Genomic DNA, 19,647 nt, shown 5'->3' on the forward strand with positions numbered 1-19,647 from the left:
GCCGTCGTTACATGCGATCCGGTGCCGAGACGCCGAGCAGGTCGAGGCCGTTGCGGATCACGATACCGGTGGCGTCATTCAGCCACAGCCTGGTGCGGTGCACGTCCTCGACGGCACCGTCGCCGAGCGGGATCACGCGGCAGTTGTCGTACCAGCGGTGATAGAGCCCGGCGACCTCCTCGAGGTAGCGCGCGACGCGGTGCGGCTCCCGCAGCTCGGCCGACTGGGCGACGATGCGCGGGAACTCCTGCAGCGCGCCGAGCAGAGCCGATTCGGTCTCGTGCTCCAGCAGTTCGGGAGCGAAGACGCTGCGGTCGACGCCCGAGCTCGCGGCGTTGCGCCCCACGGCCGCCGTGCGGGCGTGCGCGTACTGCACGTAGAAGACGGGGTTGTCATTCGTGCGGCGCTGGAGGATCTCGGGGTCGATCGTGAGGGGCGAGTCGGCCGGGTAGCGCGCCAGCGTGTAGCGGAGGGCATCCGTTCCCAACCAGGCCTGCAGGTCGTCGAGCTCGATGATGTTGCCTGCGCGCTTGGAGAGCTTGGCCCCGTTGATGCTCACGAGCTGCCCGATGAGCACCTCGACGTCCTTCTCGGGGTCGTCTCCGGCGGCGCCGGCGAGGGCCTTGAGGCGGTGCACGTAGCCGTGGTGGTCGGCACCGAGGAGGTAGATCTTGTGCGCGAAGCCGCGGTCGCCCTTGTCGAGGTAGTACGCGGCGTCGGCGGCGAAGTAGGTGTAGACGCCGTTGCCTCGACGGATGACGCGATCCTTGTCGTCGCCGAAGTCGGTGGTGCGCACCCAGACGGCGTCGTCCTCGTCGAAGACGTGGCCCTGAGCCCGCAGGCGCTCGACGGCGGTATCGATAGCGCTCAGTCCGTCGTCGTCGACGGCGTGTAGGCGGCGCTCGCTCGTGAACACGTCGAAGTGGACGTTGAAGCGCTCGAGCGACGCACGGATCTCGCCGAGCTGCAGCTCGTAGGCGATCTCGCGGGCCACGTGCAGCGCCTGCGCATCATCGAGCTCGAGCAGCTTCGGCTCGCGATCGAGCACGCGAGCGGCGAGGTCGGCGATGTAGCTGCCCGGGTAACCGCCCTCCGGCGTCGGCTCGCCCTTGACGGCCGCGAGGATGGACAGACCGAAGTTGTCCATCTGGTTGCCGGCGTCGTTGATGTAGTACTCGTTGGAGACGGATGCGCCCGCAGCACGGAGCACCCGGCTGATCGAATCGCCGAGGGCCGCCCAGCGGGTGTGGCCGATGTGCAGCGGACCGGTGGGGTTCGCCGAGACGAACTCGAGGTTGATGGCGGGACCGGCGAGCGCGGTGCTGTGCCCGAAGGACGCGCCGGCGTCGACGATGGTCTGGGCGAGCGCGCCGGCCGCTGCGGCATCCAGTCGGATGTTGATGAAACCCGGACCGGCGACCTCGACCGAGGCGATGCCGTCGACGTCGCTGATGCTCGAGGCGAGTTCCGCCGCGAACTCGCGGGGGTTCATGCCGAGGCGCTTCGCCAACTTCATGGCGATGTTCGACGCCCAGTCGCCGTGGTCGCGGTTCTTGGGGCGCTCGAGGGTGACATCCGACAGCTCGATCGTCACGTCGGCGTCGGAACCCGCCGCGCGTCGTCGTTCGAGCAGGGAGTTCACCTGGTCGAAGAGGGCCTGGGAGAGTTCGAGCGGAGTCACGACTACCGATCTTACCGTCGGGCGCGGTTCGCTCAGCGTCAGCGCAGATCGGCGTTGGTAGGGTTCTGCCCATGCCCAGCCGACTGCACAGCGCCTCCATCGTCGCTCTCCTTCCCGCCGTCCTGGCGGTCGGTCTGCTGGCCGGCTGCACGCCGGACGCCGGAACGCCGAACCCGTCGACATCCGCACCGTCCGATTCGGCGACGGGCGGCGCCTCGGAGGAGCCGACGACCGACCCCAGCCCCACCCCGACGGTCCCAGCCGGCACGCCTATCACCATCGGCTGCGACGAGCTGCTGACGACCGAGGACGTGTACGCCTTCAACCCGAACTTCGGTCCCGCGGCCGACTACACCCCGACGGCGGACTCGGCAGTGGCTGCAGCCGCCGCCGACAACGGCCTCGCCTGCGGCTGGAGCAACCAGAGCAGCGGGGAGCTGATCGAGGTCGCCGTGGCCAAGCCAGACCCCGCCCAGCTCGTGACGGTGAAGCAGAACGCCGCGGCCACGATGAACGCCGTTCCCACCTACGGCACTCCCCCGGCCGTCGACGGGTTCTTCTCGCAGTCGCAGGACACCGGCACCGTGCAGGTCTTCACCGAGTCCGGCTATTGGGTGGTCGCCCGCTCGACGGCGTTCTTCGAGCCGGGCGATGCCGTCGGCATCATCACGCCGGCGCTGTCGCACCTGCCGTAACGGTCGGAACGAGGGCCCCGCGGTCGGCGTCGACGGCGTCGTGCATGGGGTATTCTCGTTCGAGTGCGCCTCCGTAGCTCAGGGGATAGAGCGTCGGTTTCCGGTACCGTAGGTCGGGGGTTCGAATCCCTCCGGGGGCACTGTCGTGAGACGCCCGATCCGTCATGGATCGGGCGTTCTCTCGTTCCCAGGCCGACTCCGGGTGCAGAATCGATGGAGAGCCATCGTGGACGGACGCCTCTCATCCGACGACATGGTGTCGCGGCAACTCGAGGCCCGCGGCATCCGGGATCCCGCCGTGCTCGCAGCCATGCGCACGGTGCCGCGTGAACGGTTCGTGCCGCAGGAGCTGATCGCCCACGCCCACGACGACAATCCGTTGCCCATCGGCTCCGACCAGACCATCTCGCAGCCCTACATCGTGGCGCGGATGCTCGAGGCCGCCGAACTGGACCCGACAGCGAGGGTGCTCGACGTCGGGACCGGCAGCGGGTACGCCGCCGCCGTCTCCGCCGAGCTCGCCTCGGACGTCGTCTCCATCGAGCGCATCCCCGAACTCGCGGATGCGGCCGCTCGGCGCCTGCGGTCGCTCGGCTACGCCGACATCACCGTGCTCGTCGGCGACGGCACGCTCGGTGCGCCGGAGCACGCCCCCTTCGACGCGATCATCGCCGCCGCAGCAGGATCCGACATCCCGCCGGCCTGGGTGGCCCAGCTCGCGCCGCACGGACGGATCGTGCTGCCCATCGAGGCGGCATCCGGCAGCCAGGAACTCATCGTCGCCACGGTCGGCCACGACGGCAGGCTGGTACGCCGCGGCCTGGGAGCCGTGCTGTTCGTCCCGCTGATCGGGGAGGCCGGCCTGAAGCGAGGACGCCCCGGCGGGCGCCATCGGCGGGCATGACGAGTCGCGGTGCAGCGTGGCCCGCAACGGGTGCGCGTGCACGCCTGCCGTCGTCGCTGCGCCGAAGGGCATCCGAAGGGGCATACTGAGGATCGTGCCGGCGACGTTCGTAGTGGTTCCCCAGTGGCAGGGCTCGGTGTCAGCCCGAGCCATGAGACTCATCGACGGCGCGGAAGCGATCCGCGGCGACCTGCCGTCGTCCGCGACCCGCTCCGTCGAGGTTCCGACCGGCGCCGGTGAGGCGCTCGAGACCGGCATCTCGCGGTTCTCCTCCGTGCTGCGGGTGCGCGATCGCCTGCGCGAGACGCTGGCCGAACTCGAGGGCCCCACCGTCGTGATCGGCGGCGACTGCGCTGTCTCGCTCGCCGCGGTCGAACGGGCTGCGGCATCCGGAGACGACCTCGCGGTCATCTGGTTCGACGCCCACCCCGACCTCAACACTCCGGAATCCAGCCCGTCGGGAGGGTTCGGCGGCATGGTGCTGCGCACCCTGCTCGGTGACGGCGCGGAGGAGCTCGTCCCGCCGGAGGGCTCACGCGTGCGCGCCGATCGCCTCGTGCTCGGCGGCGTGCGCGACGTCGACCTGGGCGAGGAGCTGTACATCGCCGGGAACGGCATCCGTTCGCTCACCGTCGACGAGTTGTCGACTCCGGATGCGCTCGTCGCGGCGCTGCTGGCGACCGGCGCGAGCCGCGTGTACGTGCACATCGACCTCGACGTGCTCGACCCTGCCGCACTCAGCGGGCTCGACTACCCCGAGCCCTTCGGCCTCTCCGTCGAGACCCTGACCACGTTGATCGGCGCGGTGCGCGCGCAGGCGACGCTGGTGGGCGCGACGATCGCGGGATTCGCCCCGGCGACGCCGGCGGATGCCGCAGACGACCTCCCCGCGATCCTGCGGATCATCGGGTCGCTCACCCGCGGCTGAGCGCCCTGTCAAGCACTCCCGACCGCACTAGGCTGCCGACATGACGACGCGCGCGTACGACCTCATCATCATCGGAGCCGGGCCCGTGGGCGAGAACGTGGCCGATCGAGCGGCCTCCGGCGGCCTCTCGGTCGTGATCGTGGAGGCCGAACTCATCGGCGGCGAGTGCTCGTACTGGGCCTGCATCCCGTCGAAGGCGATCCTGCGGCCCGGCGCGGCCATCGCCGCGGCCAGGCGCGTGGGAGGAGCGGCCGAGGCCGTGTCGGGCTCGATCAACGTGGCCGCCGTGCTGAAGCGCCGCGACTACTGGGTGAGCGACTGGGACGACAGCGGGCAGGTGGAGTGGCTGCAGGGCGTCGGCGTCGACCTGGTGCGCGGTCACGGCCGCATCACCGGTCCGCGGACCGTGTCGGTGACAGGCCCCGACGGATCGATCACGTCCCTAGTCGCCCACCACGCCGTCGTCGTGAGCACGGGCTCCGCGGCGCTGATACCCGACGTGCCCGGGCTCGCCGAGATCGAGCCGTGGACCAGCCGCGAGGCCACGGGCGTGCAGACCGTTCCGAAGCGCCTCGCGATCCTCGGGGGCGGCGTCGTCGCGGCCGAGATGGCCACGGCCTACGTGTCGTTCGGCACCGAGGTCACGCTGATCGCCCGGAGCGGGCTGCTGGGCGGCCTCGAGCCCTTCGCCGGCGAGGCCGTGCTGGCCGCGCTGCGCGAGGCCGGGGCATCCGTTCACCTCGGACGATCCATCGCCTCCGCGAGCCGCACCGACGCCGGCGAGGTGGAGTACACCCTCGACGACGGCACCGCACTGGTGGCCGACGAGCTCCTCGTCGCCACGGGGCGCACGCCGCGCAGTGAGGACCTCGGCCTCGAGACCGTCGGGCTGAAGCCGGGCAGCTGGCTCGACGTCGATGAGACCCTGCGCGTGCTCACCCATGGCAATCCGCAGCTCGAGGGCGGCTGGCTCTACGCCGTCGGCGACATCAACCACCGCGTGCTCCTCACGCATCAGGGCAAGTACCAGGGCCGGGCCGCCGGAGACGTCATCGTCGCTCGGGCCAAGGGCCTCGCTCAGGACGGCGGTACGTGGGGTGTGCACGCCGCGACGGCCGACCACCGGGCCGTGCCGTCCGTGGTGTTCTCCGATCCCGAGGTGGCATCGGTCGGGCTCACGGCGGATGCCGCCGAGGAGGCGGGCCTGCGCGTGAAGGTGCTCGACTACGACCTCGGCGCCGTGTCGGGCTCCGGCCTGCACGCCGACGGCTACGCGGGCCAGGTGCGCGCCATCGTGGATCTCGACCGCGAGGTTCTGGTGGGCATGACCCTGGTCGGTGCCGACGTCGCGGAGATGCTGCACGCCGCCACCATCGCCATCGTCGGCGAGGTGCCGATAGCGCGGCTCTGGCACGCGGTCCCGGCCTTCCCCACCATGAGCGAGGTGTGGCTGCGCCTGCTCGAGGCCTACGGCCGCCCGACGGCCGAGGACTGAGGTCGGGCCCCAGCCGCGCCTAGGCTGAGGCCATGAAGCGCATCCTCTTCGACTCCCGGTTCAGCCGCCTGGGCTACCTCTACGGCACCACCGTCGGGTTCGCCTGGGGCTTCATCTGGAGCACGGGGCGCGTGGAGAAGCGCGAGGGGCTCTGGGTGTTCCGCGGTCTGCCGAACTGGGCCTATCGTCGGGGCGGCGTCTGCGTCGGCGGCTGCTATCTCACCGGACAGAACGTGACGGATGCCGTTCTCGAGCACGAGGCCGTGCACAAGCGGCAGTGGCAGCGTTACGGATTCCTCATGCCGGTGCTCTACCTGGTCGCCGGCCGCGACCCGCTGAAGAACCGCTTCGAGATCGAGGCTGGTCTCGAGAAGGGCGGCTACCTGCGCTAGGTGAAGCCACCGCTGGTCGAGTAGTGACCGAGCGCAGCGAGGACACGTATCGAGACCACCCTCACGAGTGATCTCGATACGCCGGCTCGCTCCGCTCGCGGGCTACTCGATCAGCGGAGGCTGCTGGAGCAGGTCAGCTCTTGGCGGCCGCTGCGCTCAGCGATGCCACGAGGTCGTCGAGGCCCCACGTGAGCGAGAGCGCCGTGGGCGGGGAGACCGCCGCGATGAACTCGGTTCCGACGACCTGGGCTGCGGCTCCCCGGCCGACGGCCGGCAGGGCCTTCGTCGTCGGCGTGGTGAGGAAGGCGTCAGCCTCCTCCTGGGTGTCGGAGTAGCTCAGGATGATGTCGCTGTCGAGCTTGTCGAGCTGCTCGTAGCTCAGCGTGTAGTAGAACGGGGCCTCACCGTTGTCGAGCTCGTCGACGGACGGCGCGTTCTTCAGGCCGAGGGCCGAGAGGAACTCGACGCGCGGGTCGGCCGACTTGTAGACGTAGAACGTTCCGCCGACGTCCCACACGGCCGCGATCGTCTTGCCGTCGAGCTCGGGGTGGGCCTCGGCCTGGTCTGCCAGCGTCTTGTCGAGGTCGGCCAGCACGGCGTCGGCCTCGGTGGACTTGCCGAGGGCCTCGCCCACGGTCGAGATGACGTCACGCCAGGGGGTGGTCCAGGCGTCGCCGGTGTAGGCCACGACGGGAGCGATGTCGCTCAGGGTGTCGTACTGCTCCTGCGTGACGCCGGAGTACGGCGCGAGGATGACGTCGGGCTCGGCCTCGATGATCTCCTCGTAGGGCACGGTCTCGCCGTCATCGGTGAGGAGCGTGGGCGTCTCGGCACCCAGCTCCTCGAGCTTCTTCGCGACCCACGGCAGAACGCCGTCGGCGTTGGCGCCATAGCTCTGCTGCGCCATCGCGACGGGCACGACGCCGACGGCCAGCGCGGCCTCGGTGCTGCCCCAGCCCCACGTGGCGACGCGGGTGGGAGCCGCCTCGATCTCGGCGGTGCCGAAGTTCGACTCGAAACTGACGGGGAAGGCATCGCTCGACGCTGCAGTGGTCTCGTCGGAGCCCGACGGGGAGGCGGCGCATCCGGAGAGGACGAGAGCTGTCGCTGCAGCTGCAGCGAGGGCCACGTGGCGGATGCGGGGTCTGAAGGGCATGGAGGTCTCCCGGTAGAAAGTGGGGTGTTTAGGGTAGCCTACCCTAATTCAATCGGCGCGATGGTGCCGACCTATGGGGATGACGAGGGGCGACCCGGCGACGGGATCCGTCGTCACGACGCAGTCGAGGTCGAACGCCGCCCGCACGATGTCCGCCGTGATGACCTCGGTCGGAGTTCCCTGCGCCACGATGCTGCCCGACGACATCACGACGAGGTGATCCGCGTACCGCGCTGCGAGGTTCAGGTCGTGCAGCACCATGACGACGGTGGCGCCGCGATCGCGGTTGAGATCGGTCAGCAGGTCGAGCAGTTCGAGCTGGTGGGTCGCGTCGAGGAAGGTCGTCGGCTCGTCGAGCAGCACGATGTCGCTGCGCTGGGCGAGCACCATGGCGATCCACACCCGCTGGCGCTGACCGCCGGAGAGCTCCTCCACCCGGCGGTCGGCCAGCTCGAGGGTCGCCGTCGCTGCCAGTGACTCCGCCACGATGCGGTCGTCGTCGCTGGAGCGCGAGCGGAACCAGCCCTGGTGCGGATGCCGCCCTCGGGCGACCAGGTCCGACACGAGCACTCCGTCGGGGGCGACGGGCTGCTGCGGCAGCACAGACACCACCTTCGCGACGTCGCGCGGCGAGAGGCCGCCGAGGTCGCGGCCGTCGAGGGTGAAGGTGCCTGCGGTCGGACGCAGAAGACGCGCGAACCCGCGCAGCAGGGTGGACTTTCCGCAGGCGTTCGGACCGACGATGACCGTGATGGCGCCGTCGGGCAGCGCGAGGCTGAGACCGTCGACGATGGTGCGGTCGTCGTAGCCGAGCGAGACGGCCTCGGCCCGCAGGTCGTGGGCACGACGCTCCGGCGCCGATGCCGTTCGCCCGGGAACGTCGGGGTCGGGAGTCTGGGGTGCTGACGTCATCCGTCGGTTCCCTTCCGGTTGCCGGCTGCGATGAGCCAGAGCAGATAGGGGGCGCCGATGAGCCCCGTGATGATTCCGACGGGCACGCGCAGGCCGCCCGGGAGCAGGTGCTGGCCGATGATGTCGGCGAACACCACCACGGCGGCACCGACGAGGGCGGACGCGACGAGAGCCGCTCCCCCGTTCCGCACCAGCGACCGGGCGATGGGCGCCGAGACGAGGGCGACGAACGCGACGGGTCCGGCGAGGGCCGTGCCGACGGCGACGAGGGCGACTCCGAGCACGATCATGGCCGCCCGGGAGCGGGTGCTGTCGACGCCGAGGGCCCGTGCGGTGTCGTCGTCGAGCTGGAGCACCGGCATCCGTCTCGACAGGGCGACCACGAGGGCGAGCAGCACGACCAGGCTCGCCGCGGCGGTACCGACCTCGGGCCAGCTGGTGTCTCCGATGCCGCCGATCATCCAGACGAGGGCCTCCGATGCGCCGCGCACGTCTGCACGGGTGAGCAGGTAGCCGAGGGCTGCCTGCACCAGCGCCGCCAGCCCGACACCGATGAGCACGAACCTGTAGCCGACCAGTCCGCCGCGCCAGGCGAGCGCCCACATGAGGGCGGCGATGCCGAGGGCGCCGACGAAGGCCGCGATGCCGAGGGCAGCGCCGGTCTGCCCGAGCACGAGCAGGGTGAAGACCGCCGCGAGGCTCGCGCCCCCGGTGACGCCCAGGATGTCGGGGCTGGCCAGGGTGTTGCGCAGCGTGGTCTGGAAGAGCGCGCCGGCGAGCCCGAACGCGACGCCGGCGACCAGGGCCGTCGTCACCCTCGGCAGGCGCAGCCTGAACACGATGAGCTCCTGCACGCGGGTGCCCTGTCCGACCAGGGTGGCGACGATGTCGGCCGGGGAGAGTCCGGACGCTCCAAGCGAGAGGGCCGTGATGACGCCGAGAAGCACCACGGCCGCCAGCGCCACGCCGACGACGAGGGTGCGGCGGCGTCGCCGCATCCGCCCTCCGACGACCTGAGCGATCCCCCGTTCGATGACTCCGGCGCCGACGCCGGTCACGGCGCTCACATGCCCGCCAGACGCGCACGGCGCACGATGGCGATGAGCATGGGCGCGCCGATGAAGGCGACGACGATGCCGACTTCGAGCTCGGCGGGTGCGACGAGCACGCGGCCGATCACGTCGGCCACGAGCAGCAGGATGGGGCCGAGGGTGAGGCAGTACGCGAGGATCCAGCGGTAGTCGGGTCCGGTGATGCGCCTGGCCACGTGGGGGACGACGAGGCCGACGAGCGCGATGGGACCGGCGAGTGCCGTGGCCGTTCCGGCGAGCACGACGACGGCCAGCGCCGCGAGCACGTGGGTGACGGCCGGTCGCTCGCCGAGACCCCGGGCCACATCGTCGCCGAGGGCCAGCAGGTTGAGCCGGCGCCCCAGCAGCAGCGCGAGCACGAGGCCGACGACGAGGAACGGCCAGAGCGCCCCCGCGGTGGCCAGCTCCCGACCCGCGAGCGAGCCGACCGACCAGAACCTGTACTGGTTCAGGGTGTCGAGATCCGAGATGAGCAGCAACGTGATGAGCGGGGTCGCCGTCGCCATCACGGCGGCACCCGTGAGCGCGAGCTTCACCGGGGTCGCGCCGTCGCGTCCGCTCGACCCGATGACGAACACGACGACCGCGGCGACGGCGGCCCCGACGAAGGCGAACCAGATGTAGCCGTCGGGGTTGGAGATGCCGAGGGCGGAGATGGCCACCACCACGGCGAGGGAGGCGCCGGCATTGATGCCGAGCAGCCCGGGGTCGGCTATCGGGTTGCGGGTCACGCCCTGGATCACGGCGCCGACCAGGGCGAGCGCCGCTCCCGCCATGATGCCGATGACGGTGCGCGGAACCCGGAGCTCGCGGATCACGAGGTGATCGACGTTGCCGGCGACGGGAGCGACCAGGGCGTTCCAGACATCCGTCAGCGAGACCGCCCTCGTGCCGATGGTGAGACTGGTGACCACGACGCCGATGAGGATGACGACGGATGCAGAGAAGACGATCCAGCGCAGGGCTCGTCGTCGGCGCGCGCCGGTGAGGGCGGGAGCGGCCCCCGCGGCGATGGTGGTGGTCACGTCAGTCGAGTTCGGCGCGACCGAGACGCCAGTAGCCCATGAAGGCGACGGAGCGACGGTCGAGCCCGGCCTCGCTCACGAGGAAGCGACGCAGCGTCTTGATGACCGATGCCTCGCCCGCGATCCAGGCGTAGAACTCACCATCGAGGCTGTGGCCCTCCGGCACGTCCCACAGCATCTCGCGGTCGACGTCGATGTCGTCGAGCGGCGTCGGGGCGTCATCGGGGTGGCCCTGCGCCGTGCGCACGGTCCAGTCGCGAACAGCGGGAATGAGGGCGCCGCCCTGCGGGATGCCGCCGCCGCGGGGGTGCCAGCGCACACTGACTCCCGCTGGAGCGACGACGCTCAGCGCGTCGGCCGGGGTCGGGATCTCGATGATCGCGCAGCCCTGCGCATCGGCCGGGAGGCTCTCGAGGATGGCGCAGATGGCCGGAGCCGCCGTCTCGTCGCCCGCGAGCAGCACTCTGCGCACGTCGCCGGGACGCCAGTCGATTCCGAGGGTCCGGCCGGGGCTGAGCTCGTCGGGGCCGACGATGAGCGATTCGTCTCCCACCTGCACCGACGCAGCCCAGGCCGATGCCGGACCGGTCTCGCCGTGCATCGCGAAGTCGACGTCGACCTCGCGCAGTTCGGGTCGCACTGCCCGCACCGTGTAGGTGCGGAAAGGGTTGCGGTGCTCCTCGGGCAGCTCGCGCCAGGCGCCGTACCAGTCGGACTCGTGGGGGAAGTGCGCGAAACCGGACTCGGCGAGCGGCAGAACGATCTTCACCCGCTGGTCGAGGCCGGCAGTGCCGAAGTCGCCCAGGTCGTCGCCCGAGAAGGTCAGGCGCACGAAGTGCGGACTCAGTCGACGGATGCCACTCACGGTGACTGCGAAGGCGCGATACGCGGGTCGCGGTTCGACGACCGCCTCGGCCTGGCTCTGTGAGGTAAGCATTACCTAAGTCTTACACACCCTCAGCACCGCTCGCTGAGCGGTGCACTGAGGGACCGCGTGACGGCCCCGAAGCGGGCCGAGCGAAGGGATCACCCGAAATGCGCTTCGACCGGATTGCGTCCGGGCCTCTGCGGGCGGGATCTCACCAGACCGGCGGATGCCGATCCTGCCAGCGCAGTCGCCGCTCGAGCTGGGTGCCGATCGCCAGAAGAGTCGCCTCTCCCCCGGGGCGGCCGATGATCTGCACTCCCATCGGCAGGCCGGCCTCGGTCTGGAGGACGGGGAGCACGATCGCAGGCAGGCCGGACACGTTGATCATCGACGTGAACGGGGTGTACAGCACCTGCTGCACGAAGTTGCGATCGCCATCGGATTCGTCGTACCAGCCGACGGGCCTCGGCGTCATGGCGAGCGCGGGAGTCAGCACGGCATCGAACGACGACAGCTGCCGGATGAGCGACCGCTCGAAGGCCGTGAGCACGGCGAGCGCCTCGGCCAGCTCGCGAGCCTGCAGTGAGCGGCCCCGGCCGACCAGCCAGCGCGTCAGCGGCTCGAGCAGGGCGAGCTGCTCCGGAGTCTCCGCCGGGATCGACGCGGCACCCGCCTGCCAGAGCGTGCGGAAGGCCGGCGCGTAGCTCTCATCGGGCTCGAGAGCCATCTCCTCGATGCCGTGCCCCATCTGGGCGAGGGTGGCCACGGCCAGGTCGAGGGCGGCGAGAGCCTCGGGTTCGATGAGCACGTCGTGGGCGGTGTCCCACGCCGAGGTGGTCATGACGCCGAGCTGGAATCGGCCTTCACCCCTGGTCGCAGCGGCGAGGAACGGTCCGTCCGGTTCCGGGGCGCGGAGGGCGAACGGATGCTCCGCACTCGAGCCGTCGGGCGTCACCAGGGCGTCGAACAGCAGGGCGGCATCCGTCACGGTCCTGGCGATGGGCCCGGCGACGACCAGCCCGCCGAGCGAGTCGATGCCGCTCTGCGAGGGCACCCGGCCCCGCGAGGGCTTGAGCCCGACCAGGCCGCAGGCCGCAGCGGGGATGCGGATGGAGCCGCCGCCGTCAGAGCCCGGGGCGAAGGGCAGCAGGCCGGCCGCGACTGCTGCGGCGGCCCCGCCGCTGGAGCCACCCGCGCCGAGGGTCGTGTTCCAGGGATTGCGGGTGACGCCCGCCGCCAGGCTCTCGGTATAGGCGGGAAGTCCGAACTCGGGGCTGGCGGTCTTGCCCAGACTCACGCCGCCGGCTGCGTCCATCGCCTGCACCACGGCATCCGACTGCTCGGGCACGTAGTTCGCGAACAACCTGGAGCCGAACCCCGTCGGCACGCCGGCCCGTTGCCAGAGATCCTTGTCGCCGATCGGCAGACCCCAGATGGGAGCTGTGCGGCGATCGGATGCCTCGAGGGCACGAGCACGCTCGAGGGCTGCATCCGGAGTGACCGTGACGAAGGCGCCGACCTCCCCGTCGATGCGCGCTAAGCGTTCGAGGTAGTGCGCGGCCAACTCGGTCGGCGACGTCTCCCCCGACTGCAGCAGCGTCCATTGTTCGATTGCCGTGTACTCATGCAGTTCCCCCACACGGCGAGCCTACTGGGGCTTCTGTGACGGGCTCTCACAGTTCAGGGCACCGGCGCACGACTCGGCGCACCCGGCGGTCACCGTAGGCTCGACCCATGGCACGCCAGCACTTCGACCCCATGGGAACCACAGCCGTCATCACCGGTGCGAGCAGCGGGTTGGGGGTGGAGTTCGCGCACGAGTTCGCCCGACGCGGAGCCGACCTCGTGCTCGTCGCGCGCAGACAGGAGCGGCTCGAGGCCCTCGCCGTCGACCTCGCCGAGCGCTACGGCACGGAGTCCACCGTCATCCCGCTCGACCTGACGGCCCCTGATGCCGTCGACGAGCTGGTGCGCGACATCGAGTCCCGCGGCATCCGCGTCGGCAGCCTCGTCAACAACGCCGGGTTCGCCAGCTACGGACGCTTCGGCGACATCGACCGCAAGCGACTGGACGATGAGGTGCAGCTGAACGTGTCGGCGCTGACCCAGCTCTCCCGCGCGTTCTGGGGTCCGCTCACCGCCCACAGCCGCACCTCGCCCGGCAACGGCGCCCTCGTCAACATCGCGAGCGTCGTGGCATTCCAGCCCGTGCCGTTCATGGGCGTCTACGCGGCATCGAAGGCCTACGTGCTGAGCCTCACCGAGGCTCTCTGGTACGAGGCGAAGGGCACCGGGCTCAAGGTGACGGCGCTCTGCCCCGGCCCGACGGCCACGGAGTTCACGGAGGTGGCCGGCAACGGCGACCTGTTCTTCCGCAACCCGCAGACCGCAGAGCAGGTCATCCAGACAGCCTTCAAGGCGCTCGATGCCCGCTCGACGCCACCGTCGATCGTGAGCGGCGTCAGCAACGCCGCCGGCGCCTCGCTCGTCGGACTGGTGCCCAAGCGATCCCTGCTGACCGCGCTGGGCCGCGCGACGACACCGAAGCCGCGGGTGTAGGCGTCAGGGCTCCCGGCTCAGGGTTCCTCGAAGACCGTGATGTGCAGGTGAGCGGGGGCGTCGAAACGCGCATTGAGCGAGCGCCATGGCGTCCTGACGGGCGGGGCGACGACGGATGCCCCGGCCTCGGCGAGCTCGTCGGCCACGGTGGCAGCATCCGCCACCTCGAACGCCAGCCTGATCTGCGGAGCCACCTGACGGCCGACCTCGACGTCGTCGATCATGCGCTTCTGGGCCGGGTTCGCGATCTCGAGGGTGGCGCGGCCCGCATCGAGGATGACGACCCGCGCTCCCCCGTCCGCTTCGTAGGCCTCCTGCTCGGGCATGCCGAGAGCGTCGCGGTAGAACGCCAGCGCCTGCTCGAAGTCCTCGGCCTCGACCACGACGCGCAGCTGCAGCACGCGACCGGCAGCTGAGGGAGCGGCATCCGTCGCAGCGCCCGGCGTCGTTCCCGGCGTAGCGCCCGTCAGGGCATCCGTGCCGTCATCCGCTGCATCAGGCATGACCACTCACCTCGGATTCTCGGATCGCTACTTGAGGCTCTTCTGCATCATGACGGTTCCGAGCCAGCGGTCGAACTTGTAGCCGACGCGGCCCATGCGGCCGATCTCCTTGAAGCCGAACTTCTCGTGCAGGTGGAGCGAGGCGCCGGCGCCCTGGTCGGCGATGACGGCGATGATCTCCTTGAGACCGGCCGCCTTCGACTTCTCGATGAGCTCGGCCAGGAGCGCCTGCCCGAGTCCTTTGCCCGCGGCCGCCGGGCCCAGGTAGATCGAGTTCTCGACGGTGAACCTGTAGGCGCGCTTCTGCTTCCACGGAGCCACGAGGGCGTAGCCGAGGATGATGCCGCGCGGCGACTCGGCGACGAGGAACGGCATGCCGAGCTTGGCGAGGTAGGCGTACTTGGTCTTCCACGCCCGCAGCGTCATCGGCTCGGTGTCGAAGGTGACCGTGCTGTTGGCCACGTAGTAGTTGTAGATCTCGCGGATGTGCGGAAGATCGGCCGGCTTCGCGTCGCGCATCGAATACTCGAACGGCGGCTCGTCGGATGCCGGTTTGCGCAGGTGCGGCGGGAGGGTGCGCCGGGGCTGGTATTCCTCTTCGAGCATGGTGACAGGCTACCTCCGGAGAGTCAGAACAGCGCCGTGTCGCCGCCGGCGGCGCTGGCCCCGGGCAGGCTCCAGTCCACCGGCTCAGCACCCTGCTCGACGAGCAGGGCGTTCGCCCGGCTGAACGGCTTCGACCCGAAGAATCCGCGGCGCGCCGAGAGCGGGCTCGGATGCGCCGACTCGACGACGGGCGTCTCCGCGAGCAGCGGCGTGAGGCTCGCGGCATCCTTTCCCCACAGGATGGCGACCAGGGGGCTGTGGCGTGCGACGAGGGCGCCGATGGCGCAGTCCGTCACGCGTTCCCAGCCGCGACCCCGGTGCGAGCCGGCCTCACCCGGTCGCACCGTGAGCACCCTGTTGAGCAGCAGCACGCCCTGGTCGCTCCACGCCGAGAGGTCTCCGTGGGGCGGCGTCGCGATGCCGAGGTCGTCGCGCAGCTCGGTGTAGATGTTGCCGAGGCTGCGTGGCAGCGGGCGCACGTGCGGGTCGACCGCGAAGGACAGGCCGATCGGATGCCCCGGCGTCGGGTACGGGTCCTGACCGACGATGAGCACTCTCACCTCGGACAGGGGCGCCCGGAACGCCCGGAGCACGTTCTCGCCCGCCGGGAGGTAACCGCGGCCCTCCGCCGTCTCGGTGCGGAGGAAGTCCCCGAGCCCGGCGAGGTCGTCTGCAACGGGCGCGAGGGCTGCAGCCCAGCCTGCGTCGATGAGCCCGGCCTCGGCCAGTTCGGGGAGCGACAGGGCGGCGTCGGTCATGCGACGGACGCGGGGAGGGCGAGGATGGTCACTCGGTGTGCTCGGTTCGGACTCACGCGCCGAGGGTACTTACCAGCACCCCGGTCTCGGCCGGGATCGCGCGCCAGACACTGCCGGCGCCCGAGACGACCAGACCGCCCTCGCCCATGCCCACGACGAGCACGGTGTCCTCGTCGATGGCGACACCGCCGTCGATCAGTCCGGCCTCGGCGGCGGCGATGAGCCTGGGGACGGTGCCCCACTGGGCAGCGTGCACGTCGATGGAGACGTCGAGGAGCCCGATGCCCTGCTGCACGGTGACCTCGTCGAGGTCTTCGGATGCGTCCTCCGGGCAGACAGCGACGTCGCCGATGCGCCAGCCGCCGACGATCGCACGCTCAGCGGCGATGGCGGATCCGGCGGAGAAGCCGAGGTAGGGAACGCCGGCCGCCACCTGGCGGCGGATCTCGTCGGCGAGCGGCGCGACGGCGGCGTTGTAGGCGGGCGTCAGTCCGCCGCCGATGACGATGCCGTCGACGTCGGTGAGTGCCGTGGCCGGAAGCTCAGCGCCCTCGGCGATGGTTGTGACGTGCGCGTCGAAGGTGCCGCCGGCCGACAGCACGGAGACGAGCTTCTCGGCGTGCTCCTCGGCGTCGCCGGTGCGCACGGCGATGATCGCGATGCGCGGGTGCTCGCGCCCGCTGCCGAGGCCGCGTTCGAGCGCCTCGATGATGAACGCGCCGTAGACCTCGGGCGCTGAATCTGGCGACCAACCGCCGCCGACCAGGTGAACACTCATGCGTCGAGCCTAACGGCGCGGGACCGACCGTCGCCGGTCTCGTCGACTCTGTCGTTCGAGTGGGTGCCGCGGACCCAGACCGAAGTTCTTGCGGGTGTGAAGCCCGCCGCACCCACGGGAACTGCGGGCTCGATGTCGGGAATCAGCAGCTCGATCAACGGCGCGAGGATGCGCGCTTCGGACGCCGACTCCGTCGGGCCCTCAGCGAGCGGGAGCAGGAGCGATCGGGAGCAGCTAGACGGTCACCGGAGGCTCGGCCGACCAGGGGAACGTGATCCAGTGGTCCGTCGCCTTATAGGAGAAGTCGGGCACGAGCACGGTGCGGGGCTTCGTGTACAGCGCCGCGGTGCGCAGGTCGCATCCGGTCTCCTCCAGGATGCCGACGACCTTCGCGAGGGTGTGTCCGGAATCCGACACGTCGTCGACGAGCAGAACGCGCTTGCCCGCGAGTGAGGGCGCATCGAGCATCGGTCCGGACAGGACCGGCTCGGGAAGGCGCTCATCGACGCCGGTGTAGAACTCCACGTTGATCGATCCGCAGTTCTTCGTGCCGAGCGCGTAGGAGATGGAGCCGGCCAGCAGCAGTCCACCGCGGGCGATGGCGATCACGACCTCGGGCTGGAAGCCGCTCCGCAGGATCTCCTCGGCGAGTCCGCGTGATGCCAGGTGGAACGCATCCCACGTGAGCACCTCGCGCTCGATCTGGTCGGTTCCGGCATCGCCCGCATCGAAGGTCATGCACTCGAGACTAGCGACCGAAGACGAGCGGAGTGGTCACGACGACGAAGGCGATGACGTTCACGATCACCGTCGCCCAGAACCGCAGCCTGAAGCTCCTCTTCTGCGTCTTGTGCCTGAACACGGTCTGCGCGACGACGGCCCCGGGCCAGCCTCCGAGCACGGCGACGAGGTGCAGGGTCGCCTCGGGGATGCGGCGTCTGCCTGCGACGGCTGCCCGCTTGTCGATGCCGTAGAGCACGCACGACAGCGCGCTTCCGGCGACATACAGAGCATCGACGTACAACGGCACCGACCACAGCAGGAGCACCACGACGTAGAACACGGCGAAGGCGACGAGCCAGACCCAGCCGGCCACCTCGGGTCGCCGCGACCGGGACGACCTCGATGCAGCCGACCTCGATGCTGACGACCTTCCGGCTCCCGGATGCCGCTCTCCGACGCCGCGCGAGGTCGAGGCGCCCACGCCCCTCAGCCCTCGCGGACGTGAAGCGGACCGCGAGCCACGAGGTGGGGCGCCGACTGGGCGACGGGCTTGATGACGATGAGGTCGAGGTCGACGTGCGCCGGCCGTTCGACGGCGTCGACGATGGTCTCGGCGACGTCCTCCGCGCTCAGCGGGTGCTCGACGCCGGCGTAGACGGCATCCGCTCGCTCCTGGTCGCCGCCGAAGCGCACGAGGGCGAACTCGTCGGTCTTGACCATGCCCGGCGCCACCTCGATGACGCGGATGGGCTCGCCGTTCAGCTCGAGTCGCAGCACCTCGGTCATGGCGTGCGCCGCGAACTTGGCCGCGTTGTAGCCGCCGCCGCCCACGTAGGCCACGTGTCCGGCGATGGACGTCACCGTCAGGATGGTCGCCCCGCCGCCCTCGGCCGCGACGGTGGAGCGGAGAAGCGGGAGCAGCGCGCTGGTCACGCGCTGCACGCCGAGCACGTTGATCTCGAACATCCAGGCCCAGTCGTCAGGATCGCCGTTCTCGACGGAGTCGAGGCCCTTGGCCCCGCCGGCATTGTTGACGAGAGCGTGCACGGGGCCGGTCGCGGCGAGGTGATCGCGCAGCGCGTCGACGTCGGCCTGCTTCGTGAGGTCGGCGACGACGTACTCGGCCCCGGTCTCGGCGGCGAGCGCCTCGAGCCGGTCGGCGCGGCGGGCGACGCCCACGACCTCCCAGCCGTGGGAGCGGAACAGGCGAACCGTCGCCGCTCCGATTCCCGAACTCGCACCGGTGACAACCACTCGCCTCATCTGCATGCTCATATTCTGACAGCTGCATCGACGCCCCTGCGCGGCATCCCACGCTGCAAGAATGAACGGATGACCGTGACTGCTCCCCCGAACCGGAAGCCGCGTGCCCCGCACCGCGTTCCGCTGTGGGACAACGCCCGCTGGCTCGCCATCGCGCTGGTCGTGGTCGGTCACGGCATCCTGCCGCTCATCGCGGATTCGGATGCCGCCTACGCGGTCTACCTCTTCATCTACTCCTTCCACGTGCCGGTGTTCGTGGCCGTGAGCGGCTACATGGCCAAGGCGACGTCGCCGGGCACCAGGCAGATCAAGCGCCTGCTCACCGACATCGTCGTTCCCTACGTCATCTTCGAGACCATCTGGACGACGATCCGCTGGCTGCTCGGCGGGCAGTTCGTGCTGGACTACGCCACGGCCAGCTGGACCCTCTGGTTCCTCATCGCCCTCGCCCTCTGGCGGGTGCTTCTCCCCTACCTCGCTGTCCTTCGCTACCCGCTCATCATCACCATGGCCATCTCGGTCTTCGCCGGCTACTTCGCCGCCATCGACGCGACGCTCGCCCTGTCGCGCACCATCGGACTGCTGCCGTTCTTCGTCTTCGGCTGGGCCCTCCGCCAGCGCCAGATCACCGGTCGCTGGCTCGCTCTCCCGCCACGCGTCATCTGGCGGTGGCGGGCTGGCGCCCTCGCCCTGTTCCTCGCTCTCGCCGTGACGATCGCGGTGTTCATCGAGCCGCTCCGCGACCTGAAGGTGCGCCGCTTCCTGCTCTACGACGAGCCGTATCCCGTCATCGGCTATCCGGAGTGGTGGGCCGGCGGCATCCGTCTCGGCCTCATGATCTTCGCGATGGTGCTGGCCATAGCGTTCCTGATGCTGTTGCCGCGGAAGCCCACGTGGTTCACCGCCCTCGGCGGAGCGACCATGTACATCTACCTGCTGCACTCGTTCCTGCTGTTCCCGCTGCGGGAGACCGGCGTGCTCGATGGACCCCAGCCGTGGTGGGTGCTGCCGGGCATGATCCTGCTGTGCCTGGCGATAGCGCTGCTGCTCTCGCAACGGTTCATCAGGCGCGTGTTCAGGCCGCTGGTGGAGCCGCGGGTCACGTGGCTGTTCAGGCGGGAGGCTCCTCCGGCGTCGACCCCGAAGGAGACGCTGCACCTGCCCCCACCCGTCGCTCCGCCGGGCCCTCCTGCTTCCTGAACGGATGCCGCCAATCCGGTTACCGCGTGTGTCGGGTGCCGTTGCCGGTCGTGGACGCCGCTCCTAGGCTCGCCACGAGCGGTGGATGGACCACCGGCCTCGAAGGAGAA

General features: G+C 70.4%; 21 protein-coding genes and 1 tRNA gene. 8 read left to right on the forward strand and 14 right to left on the reverse strand.

What is annotated here, in order from left to right:
* Positions 1–7 precede the first annotated feature (7 nt).
* The gene (locus E4M00_RS13930; protein WP_240037133.1) at positions 8–1,681 is read right to left on the reverse strand and encodes an arginine--tRNA ligase; all 1,674 of its coding nucleotides are present in this window, start codon (positions 1,679–1,681) and stop codon (positions 8–10) included.
* Between the two features lie 71 nt (positions 1,682–1,752).
* Here E4M00_RS13930 and E4M00_RS17880 point away from each other — a divergent pair, with 71 nt between their 5' ends.
* The 6 genes from E4M00_RS17880 to E4M00_RS13960 all read left to right on the forward strand — a co-directional run bounded on the left by E4M00_RS17880 (position 1,753) and on the right by E4M00_RS13960 (position 6,095).
* On the forward strand, positions 1,753–2,376 hold the full coding sequence (locus tag E4M00_RS17880; RefSeq protein WP_167756897.1) for an iron ABC transporter ATP-binding protein: 624 nt from the start codon (positions 1,753–1,755) through the stop codon (positions 2,374–2,376).
* A 67-nt stretch (positions 2,377–2,443) separates the two neighbouring features.
* Positions 2,444–2,516, forward strand: a tRNA-Arg gene (locus tag E4M00_RS13940).
* An 86-nt stretch (positions 2,517–2,602) separates the two neighbouring features.
* Positions 2,603–3,280 (forward strand): protein-L-isoaspartate(D-aspartate) O-methyltransferase, encoded by a 678-nt coding sequence (locus E4M00_RS13945; RefSeq protein WP_240037134.1) that lies wholly within the window; start codon positions 2,603–2,605, stop codon positions 3,278–3,280.
* Positions 3,281–3,374: 94 nt separating this feature from the next.
* On the forward strand, positions 3,375–4,208 hold the full coding sequence (locus E4M00_RS13950; RefSeq protein WP_240037136.1) for an arginase family protein: 834 nt from the start codon (positions 3,375–3,377) through the stop codon (positions 4,206–4,208).
* Positions 4,209–4,248: 40 nt separating this feature from the next.
* The gene (locus E4M00_RS13955) at positions 4,249–5,703 is read left to right on the forward strand and encodes a dihydrolipoyl dehydrogenase family protein (protein WP_135121107.1); all 1,455 of its coding nucleotides are present in this window, start codon (positions 4,249–4,251) and stop codon (positions 5,701–5,703) included.
* Between the two features lie 32 nt (positions 5,704–5,735).
* Positions 5,736–6,095 carry a Fe-S oxidoreductase gene (locus E4M00_RS13960; protein ID WP_135121108.1) on the forward strand — a complete coding sequence of 120 codons (360 nt, stop codon included), beginning with the start codon at positions 5,736–5,738 and terminating at the stop codon, positions 6,093–6,095.
* A 133-nt stretch (positions 6,096–6,228) separates the two neighbouring features.
* On the opposite strand, the gene E4M00_RS13965 is transcribed toward E4M00_RS13960, so the two are convergent.
* From E4M00_RS13965 to E4M00_RS13990, 6 genes are all read right to left on the reverse strand, one after another.
* On the reverse strand, positions 6,229–7,251 hold the full coding sequence (locus E4M00_RS13965; RefSeq protein ID WP_135121109.1) for an iron-siderophore ABC transporter substrate-binding protein: 1,023 nt from the start codon (positions 7,249–7,251) through the stop codon (positions 6,229–6,231).
* Between the two features lie 48 nt (positions 7,252–7,299).
* The gene (locus E4M00_RS13970) at positions 7,300–8,163 is read right to left on the reverse strand and encodes an ABC transporter ATP-binding protein (RefSeq protein WP_135121110.1); all 864 of its coding nucleotides are present in this window, start codon (positions 8,161–8,163) and stop codon (positions 7,300–7,302) included.
* On the reverse strand, positions 8,160–9,230 hold the full coding sequence (locus E4M00_RS13975) for a FecCD family ABC transporter permease (protein WP_240037138.1): 1,071 nt from the start codon (positions 9,228–9,230) through the stop codon (positions 8,160–8,162). The genes E4M00_RS13970 and E4M00_RS13975 overlap by 4 nt, the downstream gene beginning before the upstream one ends.
* Complete coding sequence (locus E4M00_RS13980; RefSeq protein WP_135121111.1) at positions 9,227–10,279, reverse strand: FecCD family ABC transporter permease; 1,053 nt, start codon at positions 10,277–10,279, stop codon at positions 9,227–9,229. Before E4M00_RS13980 ends, E4M00_RS13975 begins: the two co-directional genes overlap by 4 nt.
* 1 nt (position 10,280) lies before the next feature.
* A complete protein-coding gene (locus E4M00_RS13985; protein WP_135121112.1) occupies positions 10,281–11,216 on the reverse strand; it encodes a siderophore-interacting protein in 936 nt (311 codons plus the stop codon).
* Positions 11,217–11,358: 142 nt separating this feature from the next.
* Positions 11,359–12,786, reverse strand: a complete 1,428-nt coding sequence (locus E4M00_RS13990; protein ID WP_135121113.1) for an amidase — start codon at positions 12,784–12,786, stop codon at positions 11,359–11,361.
* A gap of 95 nt (positions 12,787–12,881) precedes the next feature.
* On the opposite strand from E4M00_RS13990, the gene E4M00_RS13995 reads away from it, so the two are divergent.
* A complete protein-coding gene (locus tag E4M00_RS13995) occupies positions 12,882–13,706 on the forward strand; it encodes an SDR family NAD(P)-dependent oxidoreductase (protein ID WP_135121114.1) in 825 nt (274 codons plus the stop codon).
* 17 nt (positions 13,707–13,723) lie between these two features.
* Here the strand turns inward: E4M00_RS13995 and E4M00_RS14000 are convergent, their stop codons facing one another.
* From E4M00_RS14000 to E4M00_RS14030, 7 genes are all read right to left on the reverse strand, one after another.
* A complete protein-coding gene (locus E4M00_RS14000) occupies positions 13,724–14,209 on the reverse strand; it encodes a VOC family protein (RefSeq protein WP_135121115.1) in 486 nt (161 codons plus the stop codon).
* A 27-nt stretch (positions 14,210–14,236) separates the two neighbouring features.
* Complete coding sequence (locus E4M00_RS14005) at positions 14,237–14,815, reverse strand: GNAT family N-acetyltransferase (protein ID WP_135121116.1); 579 nt, start codon at positions 14,813–14,815, stop codon at positions 14,237–14,239.
* A 23-nt stretch (positions 14,816–14,838) separates the two neighbouring features.
* On the reverse strand, positions 14,839–15,573 hold the full coding sequence (locus E4M00_RS14010) for a uracil-DNA glycosylase (protein WP_135121117.1): 735 nt from the start codon (positions 15,571–15,573) through the stop codon (positions 14,839–14,841).
* 52 nt (positions 15,574–15,625) lie between these two features.
* Positions 15,626–16,351 carry a Type 1 glutamine amidotransferase-like domain-containing protein gene (locus E4M00_RS14015; RefSeq protein ID WP_135121118.1) on the reverse strand — a complete coding sequence of 242 codons (726 nt, stop codon included), beginning with the start codon at positions 16,349–16,351 and terminating at the stop codon, positions 15,626–15,628.
* A gap of 234 nt (positions 16,352–16,585) precedes the next feature.
* The gene (locus tag E4M00_RS14020) at positions 16,586–17,089 is read right to left on the reverse strand and encodes a phosphoribosyltransferase (protein ID WP_056164350.1); all 504 of its coding nucleotides are present in this window, start codon (positions 17,087–17,089) and stop codon (positions 16,586–16,588) included.
* Positions 17,090–17,099: 10 nt separating this feature from the next.
* Positions 17,100–17,447, reverse strand: a complete 348-nt coding sequence (locus E4M00_RS14025; RefSeq protein ID WP_135121119.1) for a DUF1294 domain-containing protein — start codon at positions 17,445–17,447, stop codon at positions 17,100–17,102.
* Positions 17,448–17,560: 113 nt separating this feature from the next.
* A complete protein-coding gene (locus tag E4M00_RS14030; RefSeq protein WP_193555591.1) occupies positions 17,561–18,343 on the reverse strand; it encodes an SDR family NAD(P)-dependent oxidoreductase in 783 nt (260 codons plus the stop codon).
* Between the two features lie 63 nt (positions 18,344–18,406).
* On the opposite strand from E4M00_RS14030, the gene E4M00_RS14035 reads away from it, so the two are divergent.
* A complete protein-coding gene (locus E4M00_RS14035) occupies positions 18,407–19,537 on the forward strand; it encodes an acyltransferase family protein (protein WP_135121120.1) in 1,131 nt (376 codons plus the stop codon).
* Positions 19,538–19,647 lie beyond the last annotated feature (110 nt).

It is taken from the genome of Orlajensenia leifsoniae (assembly GCF_004570845.1).
GTDB classification, from domain to species: Bacteria; Actinomycetota; Actinomycetes; order Actinomycetales; family Microbacteriaceae; genus Orlajensenia; species Orlajensenia leifsoniae.